The organism is Actinomadura hibisca NBRC 15177 (genome assembly GCF_001552635.1).
GTDB classification, from domain to species: domain Bacteria; phylum Actinomycetota; class Actinomycetes; order Streptosporangiales; family Streptosporangiaceae; genus Spirillospora; species Spirillospora hibisca.
This window is the reverse complement of sequence record NZ_BCRO01000012.1, coordinates 164,308-183,342: the sequence shown is the minus strand read 5'-3', so window position 1 is coordinate 183,342 and position 19,035 is coordinate 164,308. Positions and strand designations below refer to the sequence as shown.

The following is a 19,035-nucleotide window of genomic DNA, read 5'->3' as shown; positions in this document are numbered from 1 at the left end:
CAGGAGGTGATGACATCATGGCGCTCTGTCACCAAAATCGCAATGACAACCTTTGCTCGCCACCTTTTGCTGTCCGAATGTCTGGATCGCCGCAGTGCCCTACGATCTCCTCACTGCTCGTGATCGGATGGAGACAGCCATGTCGAGTTCCCGGCGCAGCCCGACCCTCCGCCGCCGACGCCTGTCCGCCGAACTGCGCAGGCTCCGCCAGGACTGCGGTCTCACCGCGCTCGACGTCACCCAGCGGCTGAGCTGGGCGGCCGGCAAGCTCACCCGGATGGAACGCGGCGAATGGGTGCGCCCCAACCCGCGCGACGTGCAAGACCTGCTCGACGTCTACGAGGTGACCGACGAGCATCAGCGGGAACAGCTCATGGCCTGGGCGAGAGAGGGACGCGAGCGCGGCTGGTGGCACCCCTATCGCGACATGTTGTCGGAGTCGTACACGACCTTCGTCGGGCTGGAGGCCGAGGCGTCGACGGAGCGGACCTTCGAGCTGGCCGTCATCCCCGGCCTGCTCCAGACCGCCGACTACGCCCGCGCCCTGCTGCGCAGCGGACCCGCCGAGATCTCGTCGGAGCAGATCGAGCAACGCGTGGACATCAGACTCGCTCGCCAGTCGATCCTCACCAGTGGCGACCCGCTGCGGCTGCTCGCAGTGGTCGACGAAGCCGCCCTACGGCGACCGGCGGGCGACGAGACCGTGATGCGCGCCCAACTGGAACATCTTCTGGAAGCGGCCGAGCTTCCCAGGGTGACGCTGCTGGTGATTCCCTTCAGAAAGGGGCGTCACCCTGGGACGACCGGCCCCTTCACCATCCTGGAGTTCCCTGAACGCCTCGATCCCGACGCCGTGTACGTCGAGAACGTCGCGGGTGAGCTCTTCATCGAAGAGCCCTCCGACGTTGATCGGTTCCGCATAGCCTTCGAGCGGCTGACCGCCGTGGCGGAAAGCCCCGAGGATACGATCAAAATGATCGCCGGGTTGTTGAGGACGTGACTCGGCTGTCCAGAAGGAGGCGCAGCCATGACCCGATCGCCAGATCTGACAGCGGCCACGTGGCGTAAGAGCAGTCGCAGCCAAGACCAAGGAGCGTGCGTCGAGGTCGCTCGTCTGCCCGAAGGCACGGCCGTCCGCGACTCCAAGGACCCCCACGGCCCCAAGCTCTCCCTCACCCGCGCGCAGTGGCGTGATCTGGCCGACCACCTCTTCCATTCGTGAGGTGAACCATGGCTCGCTTCCAGGGCTGGCGTAAGGATCCTGACGGCCCCCGGAACGATCGTTCCGGGGGCGGAGGCGTCCTACCCGTCCGGCGGGCCTGCCCGGCGGTCGGCGGGGCGCATGATCCGTTGCAGCCTCTTTCCGCTGCTCAGGAAGCTGAGCAGCGTGGCGGCGCCGGCCGGAGCCAGGCCGACCAGCACCAGCGGGCCGACGCCCGTGACGGCCCCCGGCAGCACCCACAGGGCAGTGCAGGCCGCGCCGACGGCGGGCAGGACGATCCGTTCCGCCAGGACGACCCACGCGGTCAGGACGCCGCCGACCGCCCACACGCCGAGGGCCGTCCCCAGCGCCCCGTGGAGGGAGTCCGCCTCCAGGACCAGCGCGCCGAGCAGCGACCAGCCGAGCAGGAGGGGGATGCCGCCGCTGAACAGGTACCGGACGCGCCATGCCCGCAGGTCGCGTTCCGCCTCGGCGGCCGTTTCACCGTCCCAGGCGGCGATGTCGCCGTGCGTCCCGGTCATCCTCCGCTCCTGATGTGGAGCAGCAGCGGGGAGACGACCACCAGCGCCCGCAGCGGCCAGGGCAGGCGCCGGTCGATCCGCAGGACGCCGCTCTCGTAGTGCCCGATCTGCCGGCCGTCAGGGGCGAAGTAGTCGCGGTAGCGCGAGACGTCGGCGGGCCGCACCGCCTCCCCGACGATCATCGCCAGCACGGTCCCGCGCTCGTCCAGCAGGCATTCGCGGCGGGACAGCGGGGTCGGGCCCACCGGGTTGCCGTTGCCCCGCCCCACGTGGTCCTTCAGCGCCAGGCAGCCGAGGACGGTCCCGTCCGGCGCGCGTACCAGGATCGGCTGCTCGGGGAGGTTCCGCCGGTTTTCCCCGGCGGCCCGGTCCACCGTCAGCAGCAGCCCGCCCTTCGCGTCCCGCATCTCGACGAGGAGCGCGCCGACGTCGGTGGACGAGGAGTACCGCATCGCCAGCAGACCTCTCCCCCGGCCCCCGGCGACCGGCACGGTCCGGGCCAGGACGCCGCCCCGGGGAGCGGTGATGCGGAAGCTCCGGCGGAAGTTCCAGTACTGGAGCACCGGGCGCTCGAAGAGTTCACTGTCCATCCGCGTCCCTCTTCCGGCAGGGCGGGGGGTTCCGACAGATTAGGCGAGGAGACGGCGGCACTTCCATCGAAGCGGAGAAGATCTGCCATCGTGGCACGTTCGGTTATGCCGCTATGCCTCGGGCGTTCGGGTCTCGTACTCCTCCAGGAAGCTCCGGGAGCGCAACCACTCGTGGGGCGGCGCGTCCGGATCGGCCACCACGACCGTGACGCGGTCCGGGGCCAGCTCCGCGACGGCGCGCTCCAGCTTGGCGCGGCTCAGCCGCCAGTCGCGGACGCGCAGATACGCGCTCACGGCGTGCCCGGCCGGGAAGTCCGGGTCGTCGATGGTGGTGGTGGCCAGCTCGAACGTTTCGCGGTCGGTGTCGCCGAGGCCGGGGTCTTTCAGGGCGGTCGCGAGCCGCTCGCGGAAGTCCTGGACGCTGCCGGGACGGCCCGGCCGCAGGCTCACGCCTACGTACGGGATCAGCCGGTTCTGGTAGACGAGCGACCGTTCGCCGAAGCGCACCACGGCCTCGACGTCGTCCCAGGGGAACAGGCACGCCGGGCCGTCCGCTCCCGCTGCGAGCCGCACGCCGTCCGGTTCGATCGCCAGCGCCGTCCAGCCGCTGCGCGCCATGCGCCGCAACCGCAACGCCGCCGAGCTGACCAGCCAGGCGACGACCAGGAACCAGAACACCTGGCCCGCGATCACCGCCGGTTCCCGCAGCGACTCCAGGAACAACCCGCCGACCAGGAACGGCACCACCGCCGCGCCGAAGGCGAGCATCAGCACCGGCCTGACGGGGAGGAAGCGCGCTCTGTACGGCATCCGGTGATGGTAGTCAGAAAGGGCGTTACCATCGGGCGGATGCACGCCCCCTCGCCGCCCGCGCGGACCCGTCCGCGGTTCGTCGTGCCCGCCCTCGTGGCCGGGGTCCTGGCCATGCTGGCGGGCGGGACCGGGGTGGCCGGAGGGTTCAGGGCGACCGCCGCCAAGCCGCCGGACAAGCCCGGCAAGGCCGTGGACGTCGAGCGGTTCGAGGTGACGGTGCGGGACGCGCGGATCATCACCGCCGGAGCGCTCGGCCTCGGGACCGGGACGCAGCGGTTCCTGGCGGTGCGGCTGCGCGTGGCCAACAAGGGCGACGACAGCGCGTCCCTCGGCCTGGGCGGGCTGACGGCGGGCATCGCCGCGCGCACCAAGGACGGCAAGTGGTTGCGGCCCGACGCGGTCGACGGCGTCGCCGCCGGGTCGCGGACCGACGCCGTGCAGCCCGGGATGGCGGTGGAGGCGACCGCCAAGTGGCGGATGGGCCCGGCCGACGCGCCGCGCACCTTCACCGTCGGGCTGCGCAAGTGGGAGAAGCGGCCCGGGTTCACCGACACCGACGTGACCTGGCGGCCCGAGCCCGAGGACGACAAGCTCGAAGAGCGCGTCACGCTGGCGGTGGCGGGCGCGTGAACGGGCGCGAGGTGCTGGTGCGGGGCGGCGGCGGGCTCTGCGGGGCGCTGCTGCTCGCGGCGTCGATGTGGTTGTACGAGGCCAAGCCGGACGCCGAGGCCGGGGTGCTGGAGCCGATCCGCGATTCGGGCGGGGTCGGCACGGTGGTGTCCACGCCGGAGTTCAGCGTGCGGGTGGACCGGGTCGTGGCGGCGCGGTCGCTGGCCCCGGCGCTGTCGTTCGGGCGGGCGAGCGCGCCCGTGCGGACCGAGGGCGTGTTCCTGGCGGTGCGGGTGCGGGCGCGCGCCGAACGCGAGCCGGTGAAGCTGATGAGGGTGACGCTGGAGACGCCCGGCGGCTTCTCGTTCAAGGAAGGGCCGCGTCCGGAGGCCGCGCAGGCCGTCGCGCCGGAGTTCCAGCCGATGTTGTGGGGCACCGCCGCCTACCTGTTCGAGCTGCCCAAGGAGCGGCTGGAAGGGGCCCGGCTGGTGGTGGGCACCGGCGGGCTGCTGCCGCAACTTTCGGCGGCGGCCGAGATCGACCTCGGGCTGGGCAAGTCCCGCGCGGCCGATCTGGTCCGCGATGCCGTCGAGAAGTACGACCCCCGGGCGGAGCGGTCATGACCACGACCGGCGAGTACCAGGGCGCGCACCGGGCCGCCGCGCCCGAGCCCGAACCGGTGATGACGCCGCGCGACCGGCGCGTCATCCAGGCCGTCGCGCTGGCGTCGCTGGTCACGCTGCTGCTGGTGCTGCACTGGGCCGACGAGTCCAAAAGCGCGCAGCGGCTCGCCCCGCCCCAGGAGAAGGCGATCGACGTGCCCAAGGGCGACGCGGGCGAGCTGGCGGGCGCGCAGTGGTGGCAGGTCAACCGGCTGGCGAGCAAGCAGCCTCCGGCGGGCGGCCCCGCCGACGCGGCCGAGATGCACGTCATCCTGTCGGTGCGGCCGAAGACTGCGACCGCCGCCAAGACCGTGTCGTACGGGACGACCTACAAGTTGCGCGACACCGAAGGCCACGTGTGGTCGGCCACGGGAACGGCCGCGCCGCAGACCCCGGGAACGCCGATCCGGATCACCGTGCGAGCGGTGGTGCCGAGGGCGAAGCTGCGTTCGCTGACGCTGGAGGTCCGCCCACCTGCGGACCCAGCGCGGAAGGGGCCACGGCCTTTGCTGCGCTTCGCGCCGTGACCCGCGCGACCACCAGGTCGAACGCCGCCGCCAGCAGGCAGATCTTCAGCACCTGCACCACCAGCCCGACGCCGAACTCCACCAGCGGCATCCGGGGCATCCACCACGCCACCGGATGCGCGCCGACCAGCTCGTATACCTGCCGCCGCAGCAGCGGGTCGGCCACGTCCAGCCCGACGAACAACACGCAGAACAACCCGAACGGCACGACGCCCGACCGCCGCACCAGCCGCAGCCCGTACCAGGCGGGCAACCACAGGTCGCGCAGCCCGCGCGTCAGGATCTCGCGCGGGGAGTTGACCCGGTCGATCCCGCTGGCCCGCGCCAGCCGCCGCCCGGCCCGGCTCCCCCCGAACACCCGGTCGTGGTCGCTGGCGTCCAGCCCCAGCACCACGCCCGCGATCACCAGCCAGATCAGCCCGCCCAGCACCGCGTGCTGCACGGCGGGCCACAGTTCGAGCAGGTCACCGGCCGCCTCGTCGAACCAGCGCCACGCCTCCCGGCCGGTGAGCCAGTCCCCGCCCTTGCGCCGCAGCTGGTCGATGGTGAACACGCAGAACAGCGCGAACTCCACCTCCAGCACGGCGATCAGCAGCCGCGCGGCGCGGGGCAGCCGGTCCTCCAGCCGCCATTCGACCAGCGTCTTCAACCCGAAGCACACCACCGTCAGCACGACCGCCAGCGACAGGTGCCTGTCGAGGGTGAGCAACATGCCCAGGCCCTCGGTCTGCCCGGCGAACCCGCCCTCGGTAAAGCCGCGCGCGGAGGAGGCGGCGGCGAACTCGCGGGCGTCGTCGCCCTGCATCCCCCACGCCAGGTAGAAGATGACGAACGGGACCACCGCGCGGCCCAGCGCGCCGAGCACCGACTCGTCGTTGCCGACCGCCCACGGCGTCAGCTCCCCGTCGGCCTGGCGCGCGTGCACCGACTCCAGCCCCTCGCGCACGCAGTGGATCATCAGCACGGTGACGGTGAGCGAGGTCAGCACCAGCAGGCTGACGGTCACCAGCGGCACGACCGAGGCGGCGGCGCCCTTGACCGACCCGAGCCGGTACCCGCCGTACAGCGCGCCGTAGCGCAGCAGCTCGCCCACCGTGAACCACAGGGTGAGCGGCAGCGCGAAGCGTCCCGCGAGCCGGACGGCGGCCCAGGGGAGGATCAGCGGCGATCGTGCGGACGGGGCTGGCACCCGGCCGATGTTACCGATCCGTCCCGTGCCGGAACCGGCCAATGCGGCCAATTAGCCACAGACCGCCGAACGCAGCGGCCCCCGCCGCCCGGAGCGGGCGGCGGGGGCCGGAAGCGGGCCGGGGACGGCCTCAGATCGCGACCTCCAGGGCGGCGACCTCGCCGACCTTCGCGGTGACGCTGCTGTCCACGCTCACCCCGCCGGCGGCCAGGACGCGGACCGTCCAGTCGCCGTCGGCGGCGAAGAAGCGGAACACGCCCTCGTCGCCGGTCACGACCTCGGCGGTGAACTCGCCGGTCGAGTCGAGCAGGCGGGCGTAGGCGCTGGACACCGGGTTGCCCTCGCGGGTCACGGTGCCCTGGATGACGGCCTCGTTGGCCAGGTCGACGGTCGCCGGAAGGTGCGCCGTCTGCGCGGGCGCTGCGCAGCCCTGAGTCATGGGGTTCCTCACAATCTCCGTGTGCACGGAAAGGCACGGTCCGCCGGGCGCGGCGGGGACAAGGCTCGAAGGGCTACTTGGGCTCGCCGAGCTCGATCGGCACGCCGACCAGCGAGCCGTACTCGGTCCAGGAGCCGTCGTAGTTCTTGACGTCGGGCAGGCCGAGCAGCTCGCGGAGCGCGAACCAGGTGTGCGAGGAGCGCTCGCCGATGCGGCAGTAGGCGATGGTGGACTTGTTCAGGTCCACCCCGGCCTCGCTGTAGAGCTTGCGGAGCTCCTCGTCGGACTTGAAGGTGCCGTCGTCGTTGGCCGCCTTCGACCACGGGATGCTGCGCGCGGTCGGCACGTGGCCGGCCCGCTGCGCCTGCTCCTGCGGCAGGTGCGCCGGGGCCAGCAGCTTGCCGCTGAACTCGTCGGGCGAGCGCACGTCGATGAGGTTCTGGGAGCCGATGGCGTCCACGACCTCCTCGCGGAACGCGCGGATGCTGAGGTCCTGCTCCTGGGCCTTGTAGTCGGTGGCCGGGCGGGACGGGACGTCGGTGACCAGCTCGCGGGAGTCCAGCTCCCACTTCTTGCGGCCGCCGTCCAGCAGCTTGACGTTGCCGTGGCCGTACAGCTTGAAGTACCAGTAGGCGTAGGCGGCGAACCAGTTGTTGTTGCCGCCGTAGAGGATCACCAGGTCGTCGTTGGCGATGCCCTTGCCCGACAGCAGTTGCTCGAAGCCGGTCCGGTCGACGAAGTCGCGGCGGACCGGGTCCTGCAGCTCGGTCTTCCAGTCGATCTTCACGGCGCCACGGATGTGGCCCTTGTCGTAGGCGGACACGTCCTCGTCGACCTCGACCAGGACCAGGCCGGGGTCGTCCAGGTGCGCCTCGACCCAAGCAGCGTCCACCAGGACGTCGGAACGGCTCATGCGGGAACCTCCCTGTCGGAGCGAATCTTCGTGGTGATGCGGCGGATCAGCGGATACATCTCGCAACCGAGGCAGAACCCGAACACCGCGTTCAGGAAAGCCGCGCCCAGCGCGAAGGCGGTGGCACCGATGCCGAGCCAGTCGGCCCCCAGCGCGTACCCGGCCGTGCCCGCCAGGGCGAAGACCAGGCCGACGCCCTGGGCGAACCGGGGCGGGGCCTGCTCTTCGAGCTCGGCGGGCGGGCCGAGCCTCGGCCGGACCAGCACCCGGAAGACCACCCCGTAGGGGGCCAGGCGCAGGCCGCCGACGGTCGCGATCGCGAACACCAGGGCCTGGCCGGCCAGCAGCACGGCGTTACCGGTGACCAGGACCGCGATCAGCACCAGCGTGGTGACGGCCGCGGCGAAGCGCTGCCCACGCGGATCGACCTGCATCGGGGTGCTCCTGGCGGAGGGAGGTGCGTACGAGCTGGCGGTCTTCACCCGGAAAGACCGGGGAAGGGTGGCGGATGCTCGGGGACTGGCGGGCTCGATGCCTCAGGCCATGCGACACAGCGAGGCGGCCACGCGGCAGAAGTCGACCGCGCGACGCTTCGTGAGCAGCTGCTCTGTCCAGTAACGCACGGGACGATGGTAAGCCGACAATCGGCGCGGTGTCACATCCGTCTCGGCTTTCGAGACACCTGGGCGCGCTTTGGCGCAGGTCAGACCGAGCACCGTTCAGCCGATCGCCGCGCCCAGCGCGGCGATCACGTCGGCCTTGCGGGGCGCCCCGGCGGCCCGCCGGACCTCGCGTCCGGCGGTGTCCAGGACGAGGGTGGTGGGGGTGCGCAGCACGTTCAGGCGGCGCACCAGTTCCAGGTGCGCCTCGGCGTCCAGCTCGACATGTGAGACGCCCTCGACGAGCGCGGCGACCTCGCCGAGCACCCGCCGGGTCGTGCGGCACGGCGCGCAGAAGGCGCTGGAGAACTGCACCAGCGTGGCCCGCTCCCCCAGCTCGACCACCGCGAGCAGCTGCTCGTCGGGCGGCTCCCCGGCCATGCCGTTCCCCCTCCGCTCGCGCAGCACGCCGTCCCGGCGCTTGCGGACCAGTCCGAACACGGTAGCGGCGGCCAGCACCACGGCCGCGACGATTGCGCCTTCCATCACCGGTCCCAACCGCACGCGGGCCGCGCTTCTTCCACAGCTCCTCCTCAGGCCGGGAACATCAGCAGCGGCCGCCCGTCCAGCGTGTTGATCTCCAGCGAGTAGAGCTGGTCGCGCGGGAAGCGCGTCACGCCCTTGTACTCGCCGTAGCCCTTGCCCTTGTAGGCGACGTTCCAGCTGCCCAGGGAGTCCTTCTGCCCGTCGCGCGCCACCACCTGGAAGCGGCAGGCGTCGCCGTAGGGCGCGCCCGACAGGTACAGCTCGATGTGGGTGCCGGACTTCCTGGCGCGCAGGATCGCGTAGCCCTTGACGCCGGTCCGGGGGTTCTCGGCGGTGATCTTCTCGCCGGGCGGTTCGGCGGGCGACGGACCCGGGCTCGCCGCGGTGGTCGTTTGGACGGGCGGCGGCGCGCTGACGTGACGGTCATCGCCCAGCGACGTCAGCAGCCCGCCGAACAGGCCCCCGACCAGCAGCAGCACGCACGCCGCCATCGCGAGCGGTATCCACCGGGAGGGACGCCGCCGCTCCTCCCCCGCGCGCGCGAGCAGCGACTCCAGCAGCTCTTCGGGCGGCCCCGCGACCTCGCGGATCTGCTCCTCGTCCACCCGGCCCAGCAGCGCGGGCAGCCCCGCGAAGGCGGCCAGCTCGTCCCGGCACGCCGGGCACCCCGCCAGGTGCTCCTCCAGCCGCGCGCGCTCGGCGGGCTCGATCGCCCCGACCACGTACACCCCGAGCGACGCCCTGATCTCCGCGCATCCGCTCACGGCGCCAGCCCCCGCTCCTCCAGCGCGAGTTTCAACGCACGCAGCGCGTAGTAGGTCCGCGACTTCACCGTGCCCGGCGGCACGCCCAGCGCCTTGGCGGCCTCGGCCACCGACAACCCCCGGTAGTAGGTCTGCACGAGCACGGCCCGGTGTTGCGGGCTCAGCTCGGCCAGCGCCTCGGCCACCGTCCACGACTCCAGCGCCCGGTCGATCTCGTCGGCCCCGGCGGGGATCGCCGCGACCCGGTCGTCGATGCCGGTCTCGGGCGGGCGCGCCCGGCGCGCGCGGTGGGCGTCCACCACCAGGTTGCGGGCGACGGTGAACAACCACGGCCGCACCGGCCGTCCCGCCAGCGCCTCGGGATGCCGCCAGGCGCGCAACAACGTCTCCTGCACCACGTCCTCGGCCTGGGCCCGGTCGCCGCCGGTCAGCCGGAGCACGTACCCCAGCAGGGGGCCGCCGTGCTCGCCGTACAGCGCACGCAGCAACCCCTCATCCGCGGTGGGACCCACACCACTGACACGTACGCCGGTTCCGGACGGTTCACAACCCCCGCGGCTATTTGTTGCGGGGCAGGCTGTTCATCTTGACGTTCTCGGAGGTGGCCGAGACGCGCAGGCCCTCGGGCGTCGGCTCGATCCGGCTGATGCGCGCGCCGACCGGCAGGTCGGTGACCGGGACGACCCAGGTCAGCTGCTGCTGGATCAGCGCCAGCGGCACCTGCACGCCAGCGCCGGTGCCGACCGACAGCGGCGTGATCGCGATGCCCTTGCCGGTGGGCTTGACCGACACGACGGCCGTTCCGGCGAGCGGGAAGTTCAGCACCTGGCCGGTCAGGTCGACCTCCAGGTTCTCGCCCTTGGGCGCGATGCGCTTGACCTCCTTGGGCGCCCGCTGCTTGATCACCTCGTAGGGCACCACGGCCGAGGCGGTGGCGGTGTCGGCGGTGATGTTGTCGCTGTTGCCCGCCGCGACCTCCGACAGCGGCGCGTGCACGCCCCGCATCTCCACCGTGACGTCGCCCACCGTGACGCCCTCCTGGCGCCAGTCGCCGATCGCCACGTCGATGCGCTCGTACTTGCCCGCGAACGCCTGAGTCAGGAACGGGAAGCCGTGGATCTTCACGTCCGGGTCGCGCGGCAACTGGTACTGCGCGGCGACCTGGCGGCCGATCTCGTCCTCCGCGCCGCGCAGGATCAGCCGGTCGGCGGCGAACGCGCCTCCGACGAGCAGGATCAGCAACACCAGCAGTACCTTGCGCATGTCTCTCCTTCGAGGGGCCGACCGCCGCTCGGCCGTGATCGCCACGTTAGCGCGCGGCGTCCGGCGGCCGGGTCGCCCTGCGGAGTGAGATGGCCGGGCCCGGCCGTCGGTTGGCGGAGCGACCCGAGCAAGATCGGTGACGGCGCGCCCGGCCGCGCGTTGTGACGTCAGCCACCCGCGAACGGCGGCAGCACCTCCACCACGCCCCCGTCGGGGAGGACCACCGACTCGTGCGCGCGCGTGCCCACCGGGTCGCCGTCGACCAGGAACGAGCTGCGCTCCACGACCCGGGCGAACTCGCCGCCACGCCCGTTCCGCAAGGCCGCGGCGGCGATCGCCTCCGCGAGCGTGCGGGCCTCGTACGGCTCTTCGGCGGTGCCCGCCGCGGCCTTCGCCGCCGCCCAGTACCGCATCGTTCCCTTCGCCATGGCCCTAGCGTCTCATTCCGGCCACCCCGGCGGTGAGCCCGATATCACCCGTTGCCCCGGGAGGGCGCTCGGATATGCTCAGGGCTGAGGGATTCGGGCGACGAGGCCATGGAGTTCATCACTCAGCCCCTTCATGGTCATCTCACCTCGTGCCGAGGGCCGTGTGCCGGGCCGGGGAATGAGCCGCCCGGATCCTCGACGTCTTTTGAGGCGAGGAGGCGGCACTTGAGCAGCTTGCTCCTGCTGACCAACGCGTTGGAACCTTCCGATGAGGTGCTGCCCGCGCTGGGGCTCCTGCTGCACTCGGTGCGCGTGGCCCCCGCGGAGGGTTCGGCGCTGATCGACGCGCCACCCGCCGACGTGGTCCTGGTGGACGCCCGCCGCGACCTGGTGCAGGCCAAGAGCCTGTGCCGGCTGCTGCGCACCACCGGCCTGGACTGCCCGCTGCTGGCGATCGTCACCGAGGGCGGCCTCGCCGCGCTGAGCCCCGAGTGGGGCCTGGACGACGTGTTGCTCCAGTCGGCGGGCCCGGCGGAGGTGGAGGCGCGGCTGCGGCTGGCGGTCGGCCGGGCGGCGGCGGTCGCCGAGGTCGACGACGTGCCCGGCGAGATCCGCAGCGGCGAGCTGACCATCGACGAGGCCACCTACACCGCGCGGCTGCGCGGCCGGGTCCTGGACCTCACCTTCAAGGAGTTCGAGCTGCTGAAGTACCTGGCCCAGCACCCGGGCCGGGTCTTCACGCGCGCGCAACTCCTCCAGGAGGTGTGGGGCTACGACTACTTCGGCGGCACGCGGACGGTGGACGTGCACGTGCGGCGGCTGCGCGCCAAGCTCGGCGCCGAGTACGAGTCGCTCATCGGAACGGTCCGCAACGTCGGCTACCGCTTCGTCCCCGACCACCGGCCGGGCGAGGCCGAGGAGAAGACGCCGGTCCCCTCCTGAGCCCGACGCGCGTCCAGCCCGCACGCATCGCGTGCGGGCTGCGTCGTTTCCGCCGGGGTCCCGGTCAGCCGAAGCGGCCGGTGATGTAGTCCTCGGTGGCCTTGACCTCGGGGTTGGTGAAGATCTTCGAGGTGTCGTCGATCTCGATCAGCTTGCCGGGCTTGCCGGTGCCCGCGATGTTGAAGAACGCGGTGCGGTCGCTGACCCGCGCCGCCTGCTGCATGTTGTGGGTCACGATGACGATCGTGTACTGGTTCTTCAGCTTGGCGATCAGGTCCTCGATGGCCAGCGTGGAGATCGGGTCCAGCGCCGAGCACGGCTCGTCCATCAGCAACACCTGCGGCTGCACCGCGATCGCGCGGGCGATGCAGAGCCGCTGCTGCTGGCCGCCCGACAGGCCCGCGCCGGGCTTGCCGAGCCGGTCCTTGACCTCGTTCCACAGGTTGGCGCCCTGGAGCGACTCCTCGACGATGTCGTCCAGCCGGCTCTTGCCGCGCACGCCGTTCAGCTTCAGCCCGGCCGCCACGTTGTCGTAGATCGACATGGTGGGGAACGGGTTGGGCCGCTGGAACACCATGCCGACCGAGCGGCGCACCGCCACCGGGTCCACCGAGGAGGCGTACAGGTCCTCGTCGTCCAGCAGCACCTTGCCCTCCACGTACGCGCCCGGGATGACCTCGTGCATCCGGTTCAGCGTGCGCAGGAAGGTGGACTTGCCGCAGCCCGACGGCCCGATGAAGGCCGTCACCGAGCGCGGCTCGATGGTCATCGAGATGTCCTCGATGGCGTGGACGCCGCCGTAGTAGGCGTGCAGCCCGGACACTTCGATCCGCTTGGCCATGGGGTCGGTACTCCTGTCGGGTCGGGTCGGGGACGGCGGGTCAGCGGCCGGCGGGCTTGAAGCGGCGGGCGACCAGGCGGGCCGCCAGGTTGAACAGCATGATGATCCCGATCAGCACCAGCGCGCCGGTCCAGGCCCGGTCGATCGAGTTCTGGTTGGGGTCGGCGGCCTGGTCCCAGATGAAGGTGGGCAGCGACGCCTGCGGGCCGTCGAACGGGTTGGTGTTGATCGCCTTGGTGACGAAGATCGTCAGCAGCAGCGGCGCGGTCTCGCCCATCACGCGGGCGACCGCCAGCATGACGCCGGTGAGCACGCCCGGCAGCGCGGTCGGCAGCACCACGAAGCAGATGGTGCGCCAGCGCGGCACGCCGAGGGCGTAGGACGCCTCGCGCAGATCGCTTGGCACCAGCTTCAACATCTCCTCGGTGGCGCGCACCACCGTGGGGATCATCAGGATGGTCAGCGCCAGCGCCCCGGCGAAGCCGGAGAACCCGAAGCCGACCGCCAGCAGCCACAACGCCAGCACGAACAGGCCCGCCACGATCGACGGGATGCCGGTCATGACGTCCACGAAGAAGCTGATGGTGCGCGCCAGGCGGCTGCCCGCGCCGTACTCCACCAGGTAGACGGCGGTCAGCACGGCGATCGGCACCGCGATCACGGTGGTGATCGCGACCTGCTCCAGGGTGCCGATGATGGCGTGGTAGGCGCCGCCCCCGGCGTCCTTGCCGCCCACGCCGTTCATCGAGAACTGGAAGAAGGTGGGGTCCAGCCGGGACAGCCCGTGGCCCACCACCGTCCACAGCACCGACACCAGCGGGATCATCGCCAGCGCGAACGCCAGGTAGACCAGGCCCTGCACGGCCCGGTCGGTGATCTTGCGGCGGGCCGACGGCGCGCCCAGCGCGGAGCCGCGCGCGGGCGGCGGGGCCTTGGCCAGGGAGGGGGCGGTCACACGAACTCCTTGCGGCGGGCCACGACCGCGCGGGCGGCCATGTTGACGACCAGGGTGATCACGAAGAGCACGAGGCCGGAGGCGATCAGCGCGCCGCGGCCGGTGTCGGTGGCCTCGCCGAAGCTCTTGGCGATGTTGGCGGCGAAGGTGGAGCCGCCGTCCTCCAGCAGGTGCAGGTTGATGCCGGGCACGAAGGTCAGCACCATCGCGACCGCGATGGTCTCGCCCATCGCGCGGCCGAGGCCCAGCATGGCCGCGCCGACCATGCCCGAGCGGCCGTAGGGCAGCACCGACAGCCGGATCATCTCCCAGCGGGTGGCGCCCAGCGCGAGCGCGGCCTCCACGTTGGCCCGCGGGACCTGCACGAACACCTCGCGGGAGATCGAGGAGATGATCGGCAGGATCATGATGGCCAGCACCACCCCGGCGGTGAAGATCGAGTTCTTGCCGGGGCTGTCGCCGCCGAACAAGGGGATCCAGCCGAGCGCGGTGTTGAGGGCCTTGCTGATGCCCTCCATGTGCGGGGCCAGCACCAGCAGGCCCCACAGGCCGTAGATGATGCTGGGCACCGCGGCGAGCAGGTCCACCACGTAGCCGAGGCCGGAGGCCAGGCGGCGCGGGGCGTAGAAGGAGATGAACAGCGCGATCCCGATCGCGACCGGGGTGGCCATCAGCAGCGCCAGCAGCGACGACATGACGGTGCCGAAGGCGAGCTGGGCGATGCCGAACTTCGGCGGCGTCGCGTTGGGGTCCCAGTCCTGCGCGGTGAGGAAGCTCGCCTCGTTCCGCTGCAGGGCCGGGATCGCCTTCCACACCAGGAAGACCGCGATGGCCGCCATGATCACCAGGACCAGGATCCCGGACCCGCGGGCGGCGTGCAGGAAGATCTTGTCGCCGATGCGGCCGGTGCTGATCGGCCGTCCGGCCGCGCGGTGCTGGGCGCCGACGCGCGTCTCGACGCCGGTGTCGCTGGTCACGGGAGGTCCTCCTCGGTTCACGTCGGCACGACCTCCGCGGGCCCCGCCGCCGGGACGGCCGGCGGCGGGGCTGCGGGGGACGGGGTCACGCTCAGGCCAGGGCCTTCACGGACGCCTGGACCTTGGTCAGCACGCTGTCGGGCAGCGGCGCGTAGCCCAGGTTGGTCAGGATCTTCTGGCCGTCGGCGCTGGAGGTGTAGGTGAGGAAGGACTTGACGAACTTGGACTGCTCGGCCGGCAGGCCCTTCTCGCACGCCACCTCGTAGGTCACCAGGACGATCGGGTACGCGCCCGCCTCCTTGGTGGTGTAGTCGATCTTCAGCGCGACGTCGTTGCCGGTGCCGACGACCTTGGCGCCGGCCACGCCCTTGGAGGCCGACTCGGGCGTCAGCTCGGTGTACTCGCCGGCGCCGTTCTTGACCTTGGCCTTCTGCAGCTTGTTGTTCTCGGCGAACGACAGCTCCACGTAGGAGATCGAGCCGGCGGTGCTCTTGACCTGGCTGGCCACGCCGTCGGACTTGTTGGCGCCCTGGCCGGTGCCGTTCGGCCACTTCTTGGCCGGCTCCCAGGTCCACACGCCCGGGGCGGTGGCCTTGAGGTACTTGGTGAAGTTGTCGGTGGTGCCCGACTCGTCGGCGCGGTAGACCGGCTTGATCGGCGTGCCGGGCAGCTTGGCCCCGGAGTTCTCCTTGGCGATCGCCGGGTCGTTCCAGGTCTTGATCTTGCCGGCGAAGATGCCCGCGACGGTCTCGGGCGACAGCTGGAGGCCGTCCACGCCCTGCACGTTGTAGACCACCGCGACCGGGCCGACCACCATCGGCAGGTTCAGCGCGTTGTTGCCCTGGCAGCGCTGCTTGGCGGCGGCGACCTCGGCGTCCTTGAGCGCCGAGTCCGAACCGGCGAACGCCACCTGGCCGGAGGTGAACGCCTGGATGCCCGCGCCCGAGCCGCTGGGGTTGTAGTTGAGGTTGGCCCCCGCGCACTTCTGCGCGTAGATCTTGGTCCACTCCTCGATGGCGTTCTTCTGCGCGCTGGACCCGGCGGCGTTCACCGTGGCCTTGGCGCAGTCGATGTCGCCGGCCGGGGCGTTGCTCGCGGTCGAACCGGAGGTGTTGTTGTCGCTGCCGCACGCACTGAGCGCCAGCGCACCCGCGACGACCACACCGCCCAGGGCGGCCAGTCGAGAACCGTTCTTCACCGGAGGGTCTCCTCTTGATACTCGTGGGGCGGTGTCCGACAGGGGGCTGGACCGTTCGTCCAGGTCGCGGGGTCACCGTCGGATGCGACGCTAGGCAGGCCAGGTGTACGGGCACCCCGCTCCAGGTGAACGGAGCATGAACTGGGCCGGGCAGAGCCGCGAAGAATGTCCCGATTCGCCGTGGACAGCGGGTTAACACCCCAGGTCACACCGCACGTAACCCCTGACAACCCGGGCCTTTCGGGCAGGTGTCCCGGGCGTGGCGGCGGCCTCGGGCGGGGAACGCGAAACGGCGGCGCGGACGGGGTCCGCGCCGCCGTTTCGCCAGGCGGAAGGGGCTTCGGTCAGGTCCCGGCGGGCGTCCCGTACATGACGTCCACCGCGTGGCGGGTGAAGCCGAGCGACTCGTACAGCTTGACGGCGGCGGTGTTGGACTCGTCCACGTACAGCAGGATCTGCGGCACGCCCCGGTCGCGCAGGTGGTGCAGGCCCGTCAGCGTCAGCGTGCGGCCGAGGCCGAGGCCCTGCGCGGACGGGTCCACGCCCACGACGTAGACCTCGCCCAGGCCGTCCGGGTGGATCTTGGTCCAGTGGAAGCCGACGACCCGGCCGTCGCGCTCGGCCAGGAAGAGCCCGGCCGGGTCGAACCAGGGCTCGGCCTCGCGGGCGCGCACGTCGTCCAGCGTCCAGGCGCCCTGCTCGGGGTGGGTCGCGAAGGCGCGGGCGTTGACCTCCAGCCACGCCCGCTCGTCGCGGCCCGGCTCGAAGGTCCGCAGCCGCACGCCCTCGGCGGTCTTGACCTCGGGCAGCGGGTCGGCGGCGGGGCGGCGCATCTGGAACAGGGCGCGGGCGCGTTCCAGCCCCTCGGCGGCGGCCAGCCGGGCGGCGGCCGGGAGGTCGCCGTGCGCCCAGACCCGCAGCGGCCCGGCGGCCTCGGCCAGCGTCGCGCGCAGCAGGGCGCGGCCGTGGCCCCGGCGGCGGTGCGCGGGGTGGACGACCAGCTCGGCGGCGGCGGGCTCGTCGGCGGTCGCGGGCGCCAGGTGCGCGTAGGCGACGACCGTGCCGTCCCCGGTGATCGTCAGGCCGGGGCCGCCCGCGCGCAGGGCGAGCACGGCCGCCTCCGACAGCGGGCCGACGCCGTCGGCGGCGTCGGCCGCGTCCCGCAGGGCCAGCACCTGGTCGATCTCCGCCTGCGGCAGCGCCGCGCGCGCCTGCACCTCACTCATGATCACCAGGGTATGCGGCGGCCGGCGGCGCTCGACGGGAGGGTCCTGACGAAAAGACATGAAACTGTCATTCATCGGACAGGGATCTGTGCGTCCGGCCTCTCTACTGTGCGCAGAATGACTCGCAGATTCCTCCTCGCGACCTGTGCCGCGGCGGGCGCGGTGGCCGTGGCGGCGACCGCCCAGCCGGTCGCGGCCCAGCCCGCGCCGACCTCGGCCGTCCGGCTGCTGGCGATCAACGACTTCCACGGCAACCTGGAGCCGCCGACCGGCAGCTCGGCCAACGCCGTGGACGAGGACGGCAAGACCGTCCTCGCGGGCGGCGCGGCCCACCTGGCCGCCCACCTCAAGCGGCTCACCGACCGCAACACCCTCAAGGTCGCCCAGGGCGACCTGATCGGCGCCTCCCCGCTGATCTCGGCCGCCTACCACGACGAGCCGTCGGTGGAGTTCCTGGGCGACGTGGGCGTCACCGCCTCGGCGGTCGGCAACCACGAGTTCGACGAGGGCTACAAGGAGCTCCACCGCATCCAGTGGGGCGGCTGCCACCCCAAGGACGGCTGCTCCCCGGCCGGGAAGTGGAAGGGCGCCAAGTTCACCTACCTGGCGGCCAACGTCCTGAAGGAGAAGAAGAACAAGCCCGCCCTCAAGCCGTGGACGATCCGCTACGTCAACGGCGTGCGGGTCGGCTTCATCGGCGTGGTCACCAAGACGACGCCCAGCATCGTCACCGCCGAGGGCATCGAGGGCCTGAGGTTCGAGGACGAGGTCGTCTCGGCCAACAAGGCGGCCAAGGAGCTGAAGGCGCGCGGCGTCCACGCCATGGTCCTGCTCGTGCACGAGGGCGACCAGACCCCGGCCGGGCAGCGGCCGGACGCGTGCGGGACGGTCCCGGGCGCGGGCACCCGCATCGCCAAGGAGGCCGACCCCGACATCGACGTGGTCCTGGCGGGCCACACCCACCAGCAGTACCTGTGCTCGGTGACCGACCCGGCCGGCAAGCCGCGCCTGTACTCCTCCGGCTCCTCGTTCGGCCGCGTGATCACCCAGGTGGACTTCCAGGTGGACCGCCGCACCAACGACGTGGTGCGCTCCACGCTCAAGGGCGACAACCACGTGGTGACCCGCGACATCACCGACCAGCCGACCGCGGACTTCGTGGCGGAGTGGAAGGAGCGGGTCTCCACCATCGCCAACAAGCCCATCGGCAGGATCACCGCCGACCTGAGGCGGACCGCCTCCTCGGCCGGCGAGTCCGCGCTCGGCGACGTGATCGCCGACGCGCACCTGGAGGCCACCAAGGGCCTGGGGGCGCAGATCGCCGTGACCAACCCCGGCGGCATCCGCACCGACTTCGACTTCAAGCCCAGCGGCGGCGAGGGCGAGGGCGTGGTGACCTACGGCGAGGCGTTCGCGGTGCAGCCGTTCAGCAACGTCACCGGCGTGACCTCGCTGACCGGCGCGCAGCTCGACGAGCTGCTGGAACAGCAGTGGACCTCGGCCGGGGAGAAGATCCTCCAGCCGTCGGCCAACTTCCGCTTCACCATCGACCGCTCCAGGCCGGTCGGCGACCGCGTCTCGGCGATCACGGTGAACGGCGCGCCGGTGGACCCGGCCGCGACCTACAAGATCTCCGCCAACAACTTCCTGCTCGGCGGCGGGGACGGCTTCACCACCTTCACCAAGGGCAGCGGCACCGCGCTCGGCCCGATCGACCTGGACGCCCTGGTGGCCTACTTCGGCGCCCACTCCCCGATCGCGCCGCCCGCGCTGGACCGCATCTCGGGCCAGTGACCGGCTGACACGACGAA

General features: G+C 71.9%; 25 protein-coding genes. 7 read left to right on the top strand and 18 right to left on the bottom strand.

Annotated features, from left to right (window positions below; translation table 11 throughout):
* Positions 1 to 139 precede the first annotated feature (139 nt).
* Both AH6_RS07010 and AH6_RS42175 read left to right on the top strand, forming a co-directional pair.
* On the top strand, positions 140 to 1,000 hold the full coding sequence (locus AH6_RS07010) for a helix-turn-helix domain-containing protein (RefSeq protein ID WP_067475452.1): 861 nt from the start codon (positions 140 to 142) through the stop codon (positions 998 to 1,000).
* 27 nt (positions 1,001 to 1,027) lie between these two features.
* Positions 1,028 to 1,222, top strand: a complete 195-nt coding sequence (locus AH6_RS42175) for a DUF397 domain-containing protein (protein WP_083982334.1) — start codon at positions 1,028 to 1,030, stop codon at positions 1,220 to 1,222.
* 80 nt (positions 1,223 to 1,302) lie between these two features.
* Here AH6_RS42175 and AH6_RS07005 read toward each other — a convergent pair whose 3' ends face one another.
* The 3 genes from AH6_RS07005 to AH6_RS06995 all read right to left on the bottom strand — a co-directional run bounded on the left by AH6_RS07005 (position 1,303) and on the right by AH6_RS06995 (position 3,143).
* Positions 1,303 to 1,743 (bottom strand): hypothetical protein, encoded by a 441-nt coding sequence (locus AH6_RS07005; RefSeq protein ID WP_067475450.1) that lies wholly within the window; start codon positions 1,741 to 1,743, stop codon positions 1,303 to 1,305.
* Entirely contained in the window at positions 1,740 to 2,333 is a 594-nt protein-coding gene (locus AH6_RS07000; protein WP_067475447.1) for a hypothetical protein, read from the bottom strand. Before AH6_RS07000 ends, AH6_RS07005 begins: the two co-directional genes overlap by 4 nt.
* Before the next feature lie 111 nt (positions 2,334 to 2,444).
* A complete protein-coding gene (locus AH6_RS06995; protein WP_157431308.1) occupies positions 2,445 to 3,143 on the bottom strand; it encodes a hypothetical protein in 699 nt (232 codons plus the stop codon).
* A 39-nt stretch (positions 3,144 to 3,182) separates the two neighbouring features.
* Between AH6_RS06995 and AH6_RS06990 the strand changes: the two genes are divergently transcribed.
* The 3 genes from AH6_RS06990 to AH6_RS43500 are packed head-to-tail and all read left to right on the top strand — an operon-like array spanning position 3,183 to position 4,944.
* Complete coding sequence (locus AH6_RS06990) at positions 3,183 to 3,776, top strand: hypothetical protein (protein WP_067475442.1); 594 nt, start codon at positions 3,183 to 3,185, stop codon at positions 3,774 to 3,776.
* Positions 3,773 to 4,378: a hypothetical protein gene (locus tag AH6_RS06985; RefSeq protein WP_067475439.1), complete on the top strand. Its 606-nt coding sequence runs from the start codon at positions 3,773 to 3,775 to the stop codon at positions 4,376 to 4,378. Before AH6_RS06990 ends, AH6_RS06985 begins: the two co-directional genes overlap by 4 nt.
* Positions 4,375 to 4,944 carry a hypothetical protein gene (locus AH6_RS43500; protein ID WP_157431307.1) on the top strand — a complete coding sequence of 190 codons (570 nt, stop codon included), beginning with the start codon at positions 4,375 to 4,377 and terminating at the stop codon, positions 4,942 to 4,944. The genes AH6_RS06985 and AH6_RS43500 overlap by 4 nt, the downstream gene beginning before the upstream one ends.
* On the opposite strand, the gene AH6_RS06980 is transcribed toward AH6_RS43500, so the two are convergent.
* From AH6_RS06980 to AH6_RS06935, 10 genes are all read right to left on the bottom strand, one after another.
* Complete coding sequence (locus AH6_RS06980) at positions 4,829 to 6,133, bottom strand: hypothetical protein (protein WP_067475436.1); 1,305 nt, start codon at positions 6,131 to 6,133, stop codon at positions 4,829 to 4,831. The two genes, AH6_RS43500 and AH6_RS06980, sit on opposite strands and share 116 nt — an antisense overlap.
* A 130-nt stretch (positions 6,134 to 6,263) precedes the next feature.
* Positions 6,264 to 6,572: a DUF1416 domain-containing protein gene (locus AH6_RS06975; protein WP_067475433.1), complete on the bottom strand. Its 309-nt coding sequence runs from the start codon at positions 6,570 to 6,572 to the stop codon at positions 6,264 to 6,266.
* Positions 6,573 to 6,645: 73 nt separating this feature from the next.
* Complete coding sequence (locus AH6_RS06970) at positions 6,646 to 7,485, bottom strand: sulfurtransferase (protein WP_067475430.1); 840 nt, start codon at positions 7,483 to 7,485, stop codon at positions 6,646 to 6,648.
* Positions 7,482 to 7,919 (bottom strand): DUF4395 domain-containing protein, encoded by a 438-nt coding sequence (locus AH6_RS06965; RefSeq protein WP_067475427.1) that lies wholly within the window; start codon positions 7,917 to 7,919, stop codon positions 7,482 to 7,484. The genes AH6_RS06970 and AH6_RS06965 overlap by 4 nt, the downstream gene beginning before the upstream one ends.
* Positions 7,920 to 8,021: 102 nt before the next feature.
* Positions 8,022 to 8,108, bottom strand: coding sequence for an Ms5788A family Cys-rich leader peptide (locus AH6_RS47020; protein ID WP_369688708.1), 87 nt, complete (start codon positions 8,106 to 8,108; stop codon positions 8,022 to 8,024).
* Between the two features lie 96 nt (positions 8,109 to 8,204).
* A complete protein-coding gene (locus AH6_RS06955) occupies positions 8,205 to 8,630 on the bottom strand; it encodes a thioredoxin family protein (protein ID WP_067475420.1) in 426 nt (141 codons plus the stop codon).
* A gap of 47 nt (positions 8,631 to 8,677) precedes the next feature.
* A complete protein-coding gene (locus tag AH6_RS06950; protein WP_067475417.1) occupies positions 8,678 to 9,394 on the bottom strand; it encodes an anti-sigma factor family protein in 717 nt (238 codons plus the stop codon).
* On the bottom strand, positions 9,391 to 9,882 hold the full coding sequence (locus tag AH6_RS06945; RefSeq protein ID WP_245679208.1) for a sigma-70 family RNA polymerase sigma factor: 492 nt from the start codon (positions 9,880 to 9,882) through the stop codon (positions 9,391 to 9,393). Before AH6_RS06945 ends, AH6_RS06950 begins: the two co-directional genes overlap by 4 nt.
* A 70-nt stretch (positions 9,883 to 9,952) precedes the next feature.
* Complete coding sequence (locus tag AH6_RS06940; protein ID WP_067475412.1) at positions 9,953 to 10,657, bottom strand: LmeA family phospholipid-binding protein; 705 nt, start codon at positions 10,655 to 10,657, stop codon at positions 9,953 to 9,955.
* A gap of 167 nt (positions 10,658 to 10,824) precedes the next feature.
* Positions 10,825 to 11,085 (bottom strand): MoaD/ThiS family protein, encoded by a 261-nt coding sequence (locus AH6_RS06935; RefSeq protein WP_067475410.1) that lies wholly within the window; start codon positions 11,083 to 11,085, stop codon positions 10,825 to 10,827.
* A gap of 225 nt (positions 11,086 to 11,310) precedes the next feature.
* Here AH6_RS06935 and AH6_RS06930 point away from each other — a divergent pair, with 225 nt between their 5' ends.
* The gene (locus AH6_RS06930) at positions 11,311 to 12,027 is read left to right on the top strand and encodes a winged helix-turn-helix transcriptional regulator (protein ID WP_067475407.1); all 717 of its coding nucleotides are present in this window, start codon (positions 11,311 to 11,313) and stop codon (positions 12,025 to 12,027) included.
* Between the two features lie 64 nt (positions 12,028 to 12,091).
* Here the strand turns inward: AH6_RS06930 and pstB are convergent, their stop codons facing one another.
* The 5 genes from pstB to mshD form a co-directional block, all read right to left on the bottom strand.
* On the bottom strand, positions 12,092 to 12,868 hold the full coding sequence (gene pstB, locus AH6_RS06925) for a phosphate ABC transporter ATP-binding protein PstB (RefSeq protein ID WP_067475404.1): 777 nt from the start codon (positions 12,866 to 12,868) through the stop codon (positions 12,092 to 12,094).
* Between the two features lie 40 nt (positions 12,869 to 12,908).
* Positions 12,909 to 13,823 (bottom strand): phosphate ABC transporter permease PstA, encoded by a 915-nt coding sequence (gene pstA, locus AH6_RS06920; protein ID WP_169807811.1) that lies wholly within the window; start codon positions 13,821 to 13,823, stop codon positions 12,909 to 12,911.
* On the bottom strand, positions 13,820 to 14,800 hold the full coding sequence (pstC, locus tag AH6_RS06915) for a phosphate ABC transporter permease subunit PstC (RefSeq protein WP_067475401.1): 981 nt from the start codon (positions 14,798 to 14,800) through the stop codon (positions 13,820 to 13,822). Before pstC ends, pstA begins: the two co-directional genes overlap by 4 nt.
* A gap of 91 nt (positions 14,801 to 14,891) precedes the next feature.
* Positions 14,892 to 15,998: a phosphate ABC transporter substrate-binding protein PstS gene (gene pstS, locus AH6_RS06910; RefSeq protein WP_067475398.1), complete on the bottom strand. Its 1,107-nt coding sequence runs from the start codon at positions 15,996 to 15,998 to the stop codon at positions 14,892 to 14,894.
* A 344-nt stretch (positions 15,999 to 16,342) separates the two neighbouring features.
* On the bottom strand, positions 16,343 to 17,224 hold the full coding sequence (mshD, locus tag AH6_RS06905; RefSeq protein WP_067475891.1) for a mycothiol synthase: 882 nt from the start codon (positions 17,222 to 17,224) through the stop codon (positions 16,343 to 16,345).
* Between the two features lie 117 nt (positions 17,225 to 17,341).
* Here mshD and AH6_RS06900 point away from each other — a divergent pair, with 117 nt between their 5' ends.
* Positions 17,342 to 19,018, top strand: coding sequence for a bifunctional metallophosphatase/5'-nucleotidase (locus tag AH6_RS06900; RefSeq protein WP_083982332.1), 1,677 nt, complete (start codon positions 17,342 to 17,344; stop codon positions 19,016 to 19,018).
* Positions 19,019 to 19,035 lie beyond the last annotated feature (17 nt).

Bases quoted from the DNA above. Each gene is read 5' to 3' on its own strand.
- AH6_RS42175 (WP_083982334.1), top strand. From the start codon at position 1,028: ATGACCCGATCGCCAGATCTGACAGCGGCCACGTGGCGTAAGAGCAGT.
- AH6_RS06990 (WP_067475442.1), top strand. From the start codon at position 3,183: ATGCACGCCCCCTCGCCGCCCGCGCGGACCCGTCCGCGGTTCGTCGTG.
- AH6_RS06965 (WP_067475427.1), bottom strand. From the start codon at position 7,919: ATGCAGGTCGATCCGCGTGGGCAGCGCTTCGCCGCGGCCGTCACCACG.
- pstB (WP_067475404.1), bottom strand. From the start codon at position 12,868: ATGGCCAAGCGGATCGAAGTGTCCGGGCTGCACGCCTACTACGGCGGC.
- AH6_RS06935 (WP_067475410.1), bottom strand. From the start codon at position 11,085: ATGGCGAAGGGAACGATGCGGTACTGGGCGGCGGCGAAGGCCGCGGCG.
- AH6_RS43500 (WP_157431307.1), top strand. From the start codon at position 4,375: ATGACCACGACCGGCGAGTACCAGGGCGCGCACCGGGCCGCCGCGCCC.
- AH6_RS06900 (WP_083982332.1), top strand. From the start codon at position 17,342: ATGACTCGCAGATTCCTCCTCGCGACCTGTGCCGCGGCGGGCGCGGTG.
- AH6_RS06955 (WP_067475420.1), bottom strand. From the start codon at position 8,630: ATGGAAGGCGCAATCGTCGCGGCCGTGGTGCTGGCCGCCGCTACCGTG.
- AH6_RS06975 (WP_067475433.1), bottom strand. From the start codon at position 6,572: ATGACTCAGGGCTGCGCAGCGCCCGCGCAGACGGCGCACCTTCCGGCG.
- AH6_RS07010 (WP_067475452.1), top strand. From the start codon at position 140: ATGTCGAGTTCCCGGCGCAGCCCGACCCTCCGCCGCCGACGCCTGTCC.
- AH6_RS07000 (WP_067475447.1), bottom strand. From the start codon at position 2,333: ATGGACAGTGAACTCTTCGAGCGCCCGGTGCTCCAGTACTGGAACTTC.
- AH6_RS07005 (WP_067475450.1), bottom strand. From the start codon at position 1,743: ATGACCGGGACGCACGGCGACATCGCCGCCTGGGACGGTGAAACGGCC.
- AH6_RS06940 (WP_067475412.1), bottom strand. From the start codon at position 10,657: ATGCGCAAGGTACTGCTGGTGTTGCTGATCCTGCTCGTCGGAGGCGCG.
- AH6_RS06970 (WP_067475430.1), bottom strand. From the start codon at position 7,485: ATGAGCCGTTCCGACGTCCTGGTGGACGCTGCTTGGGTCGAGGCGCAC.
- mshD (WP_067475891.1), bottom strand. From the start codon at position 17,224: ATGAGTGAGGTGCAGGCGCGCGCGGCGCTGCCGCAGGCGGAGATCGAC.
- AH6_RS06995 (WP_157431308.1), bottom strand. From the start codon at position 3,143: ATGCCGTACAGAGCGCGCTTCCTCCCCGTCAGGCCGGTGCTGATGCTC.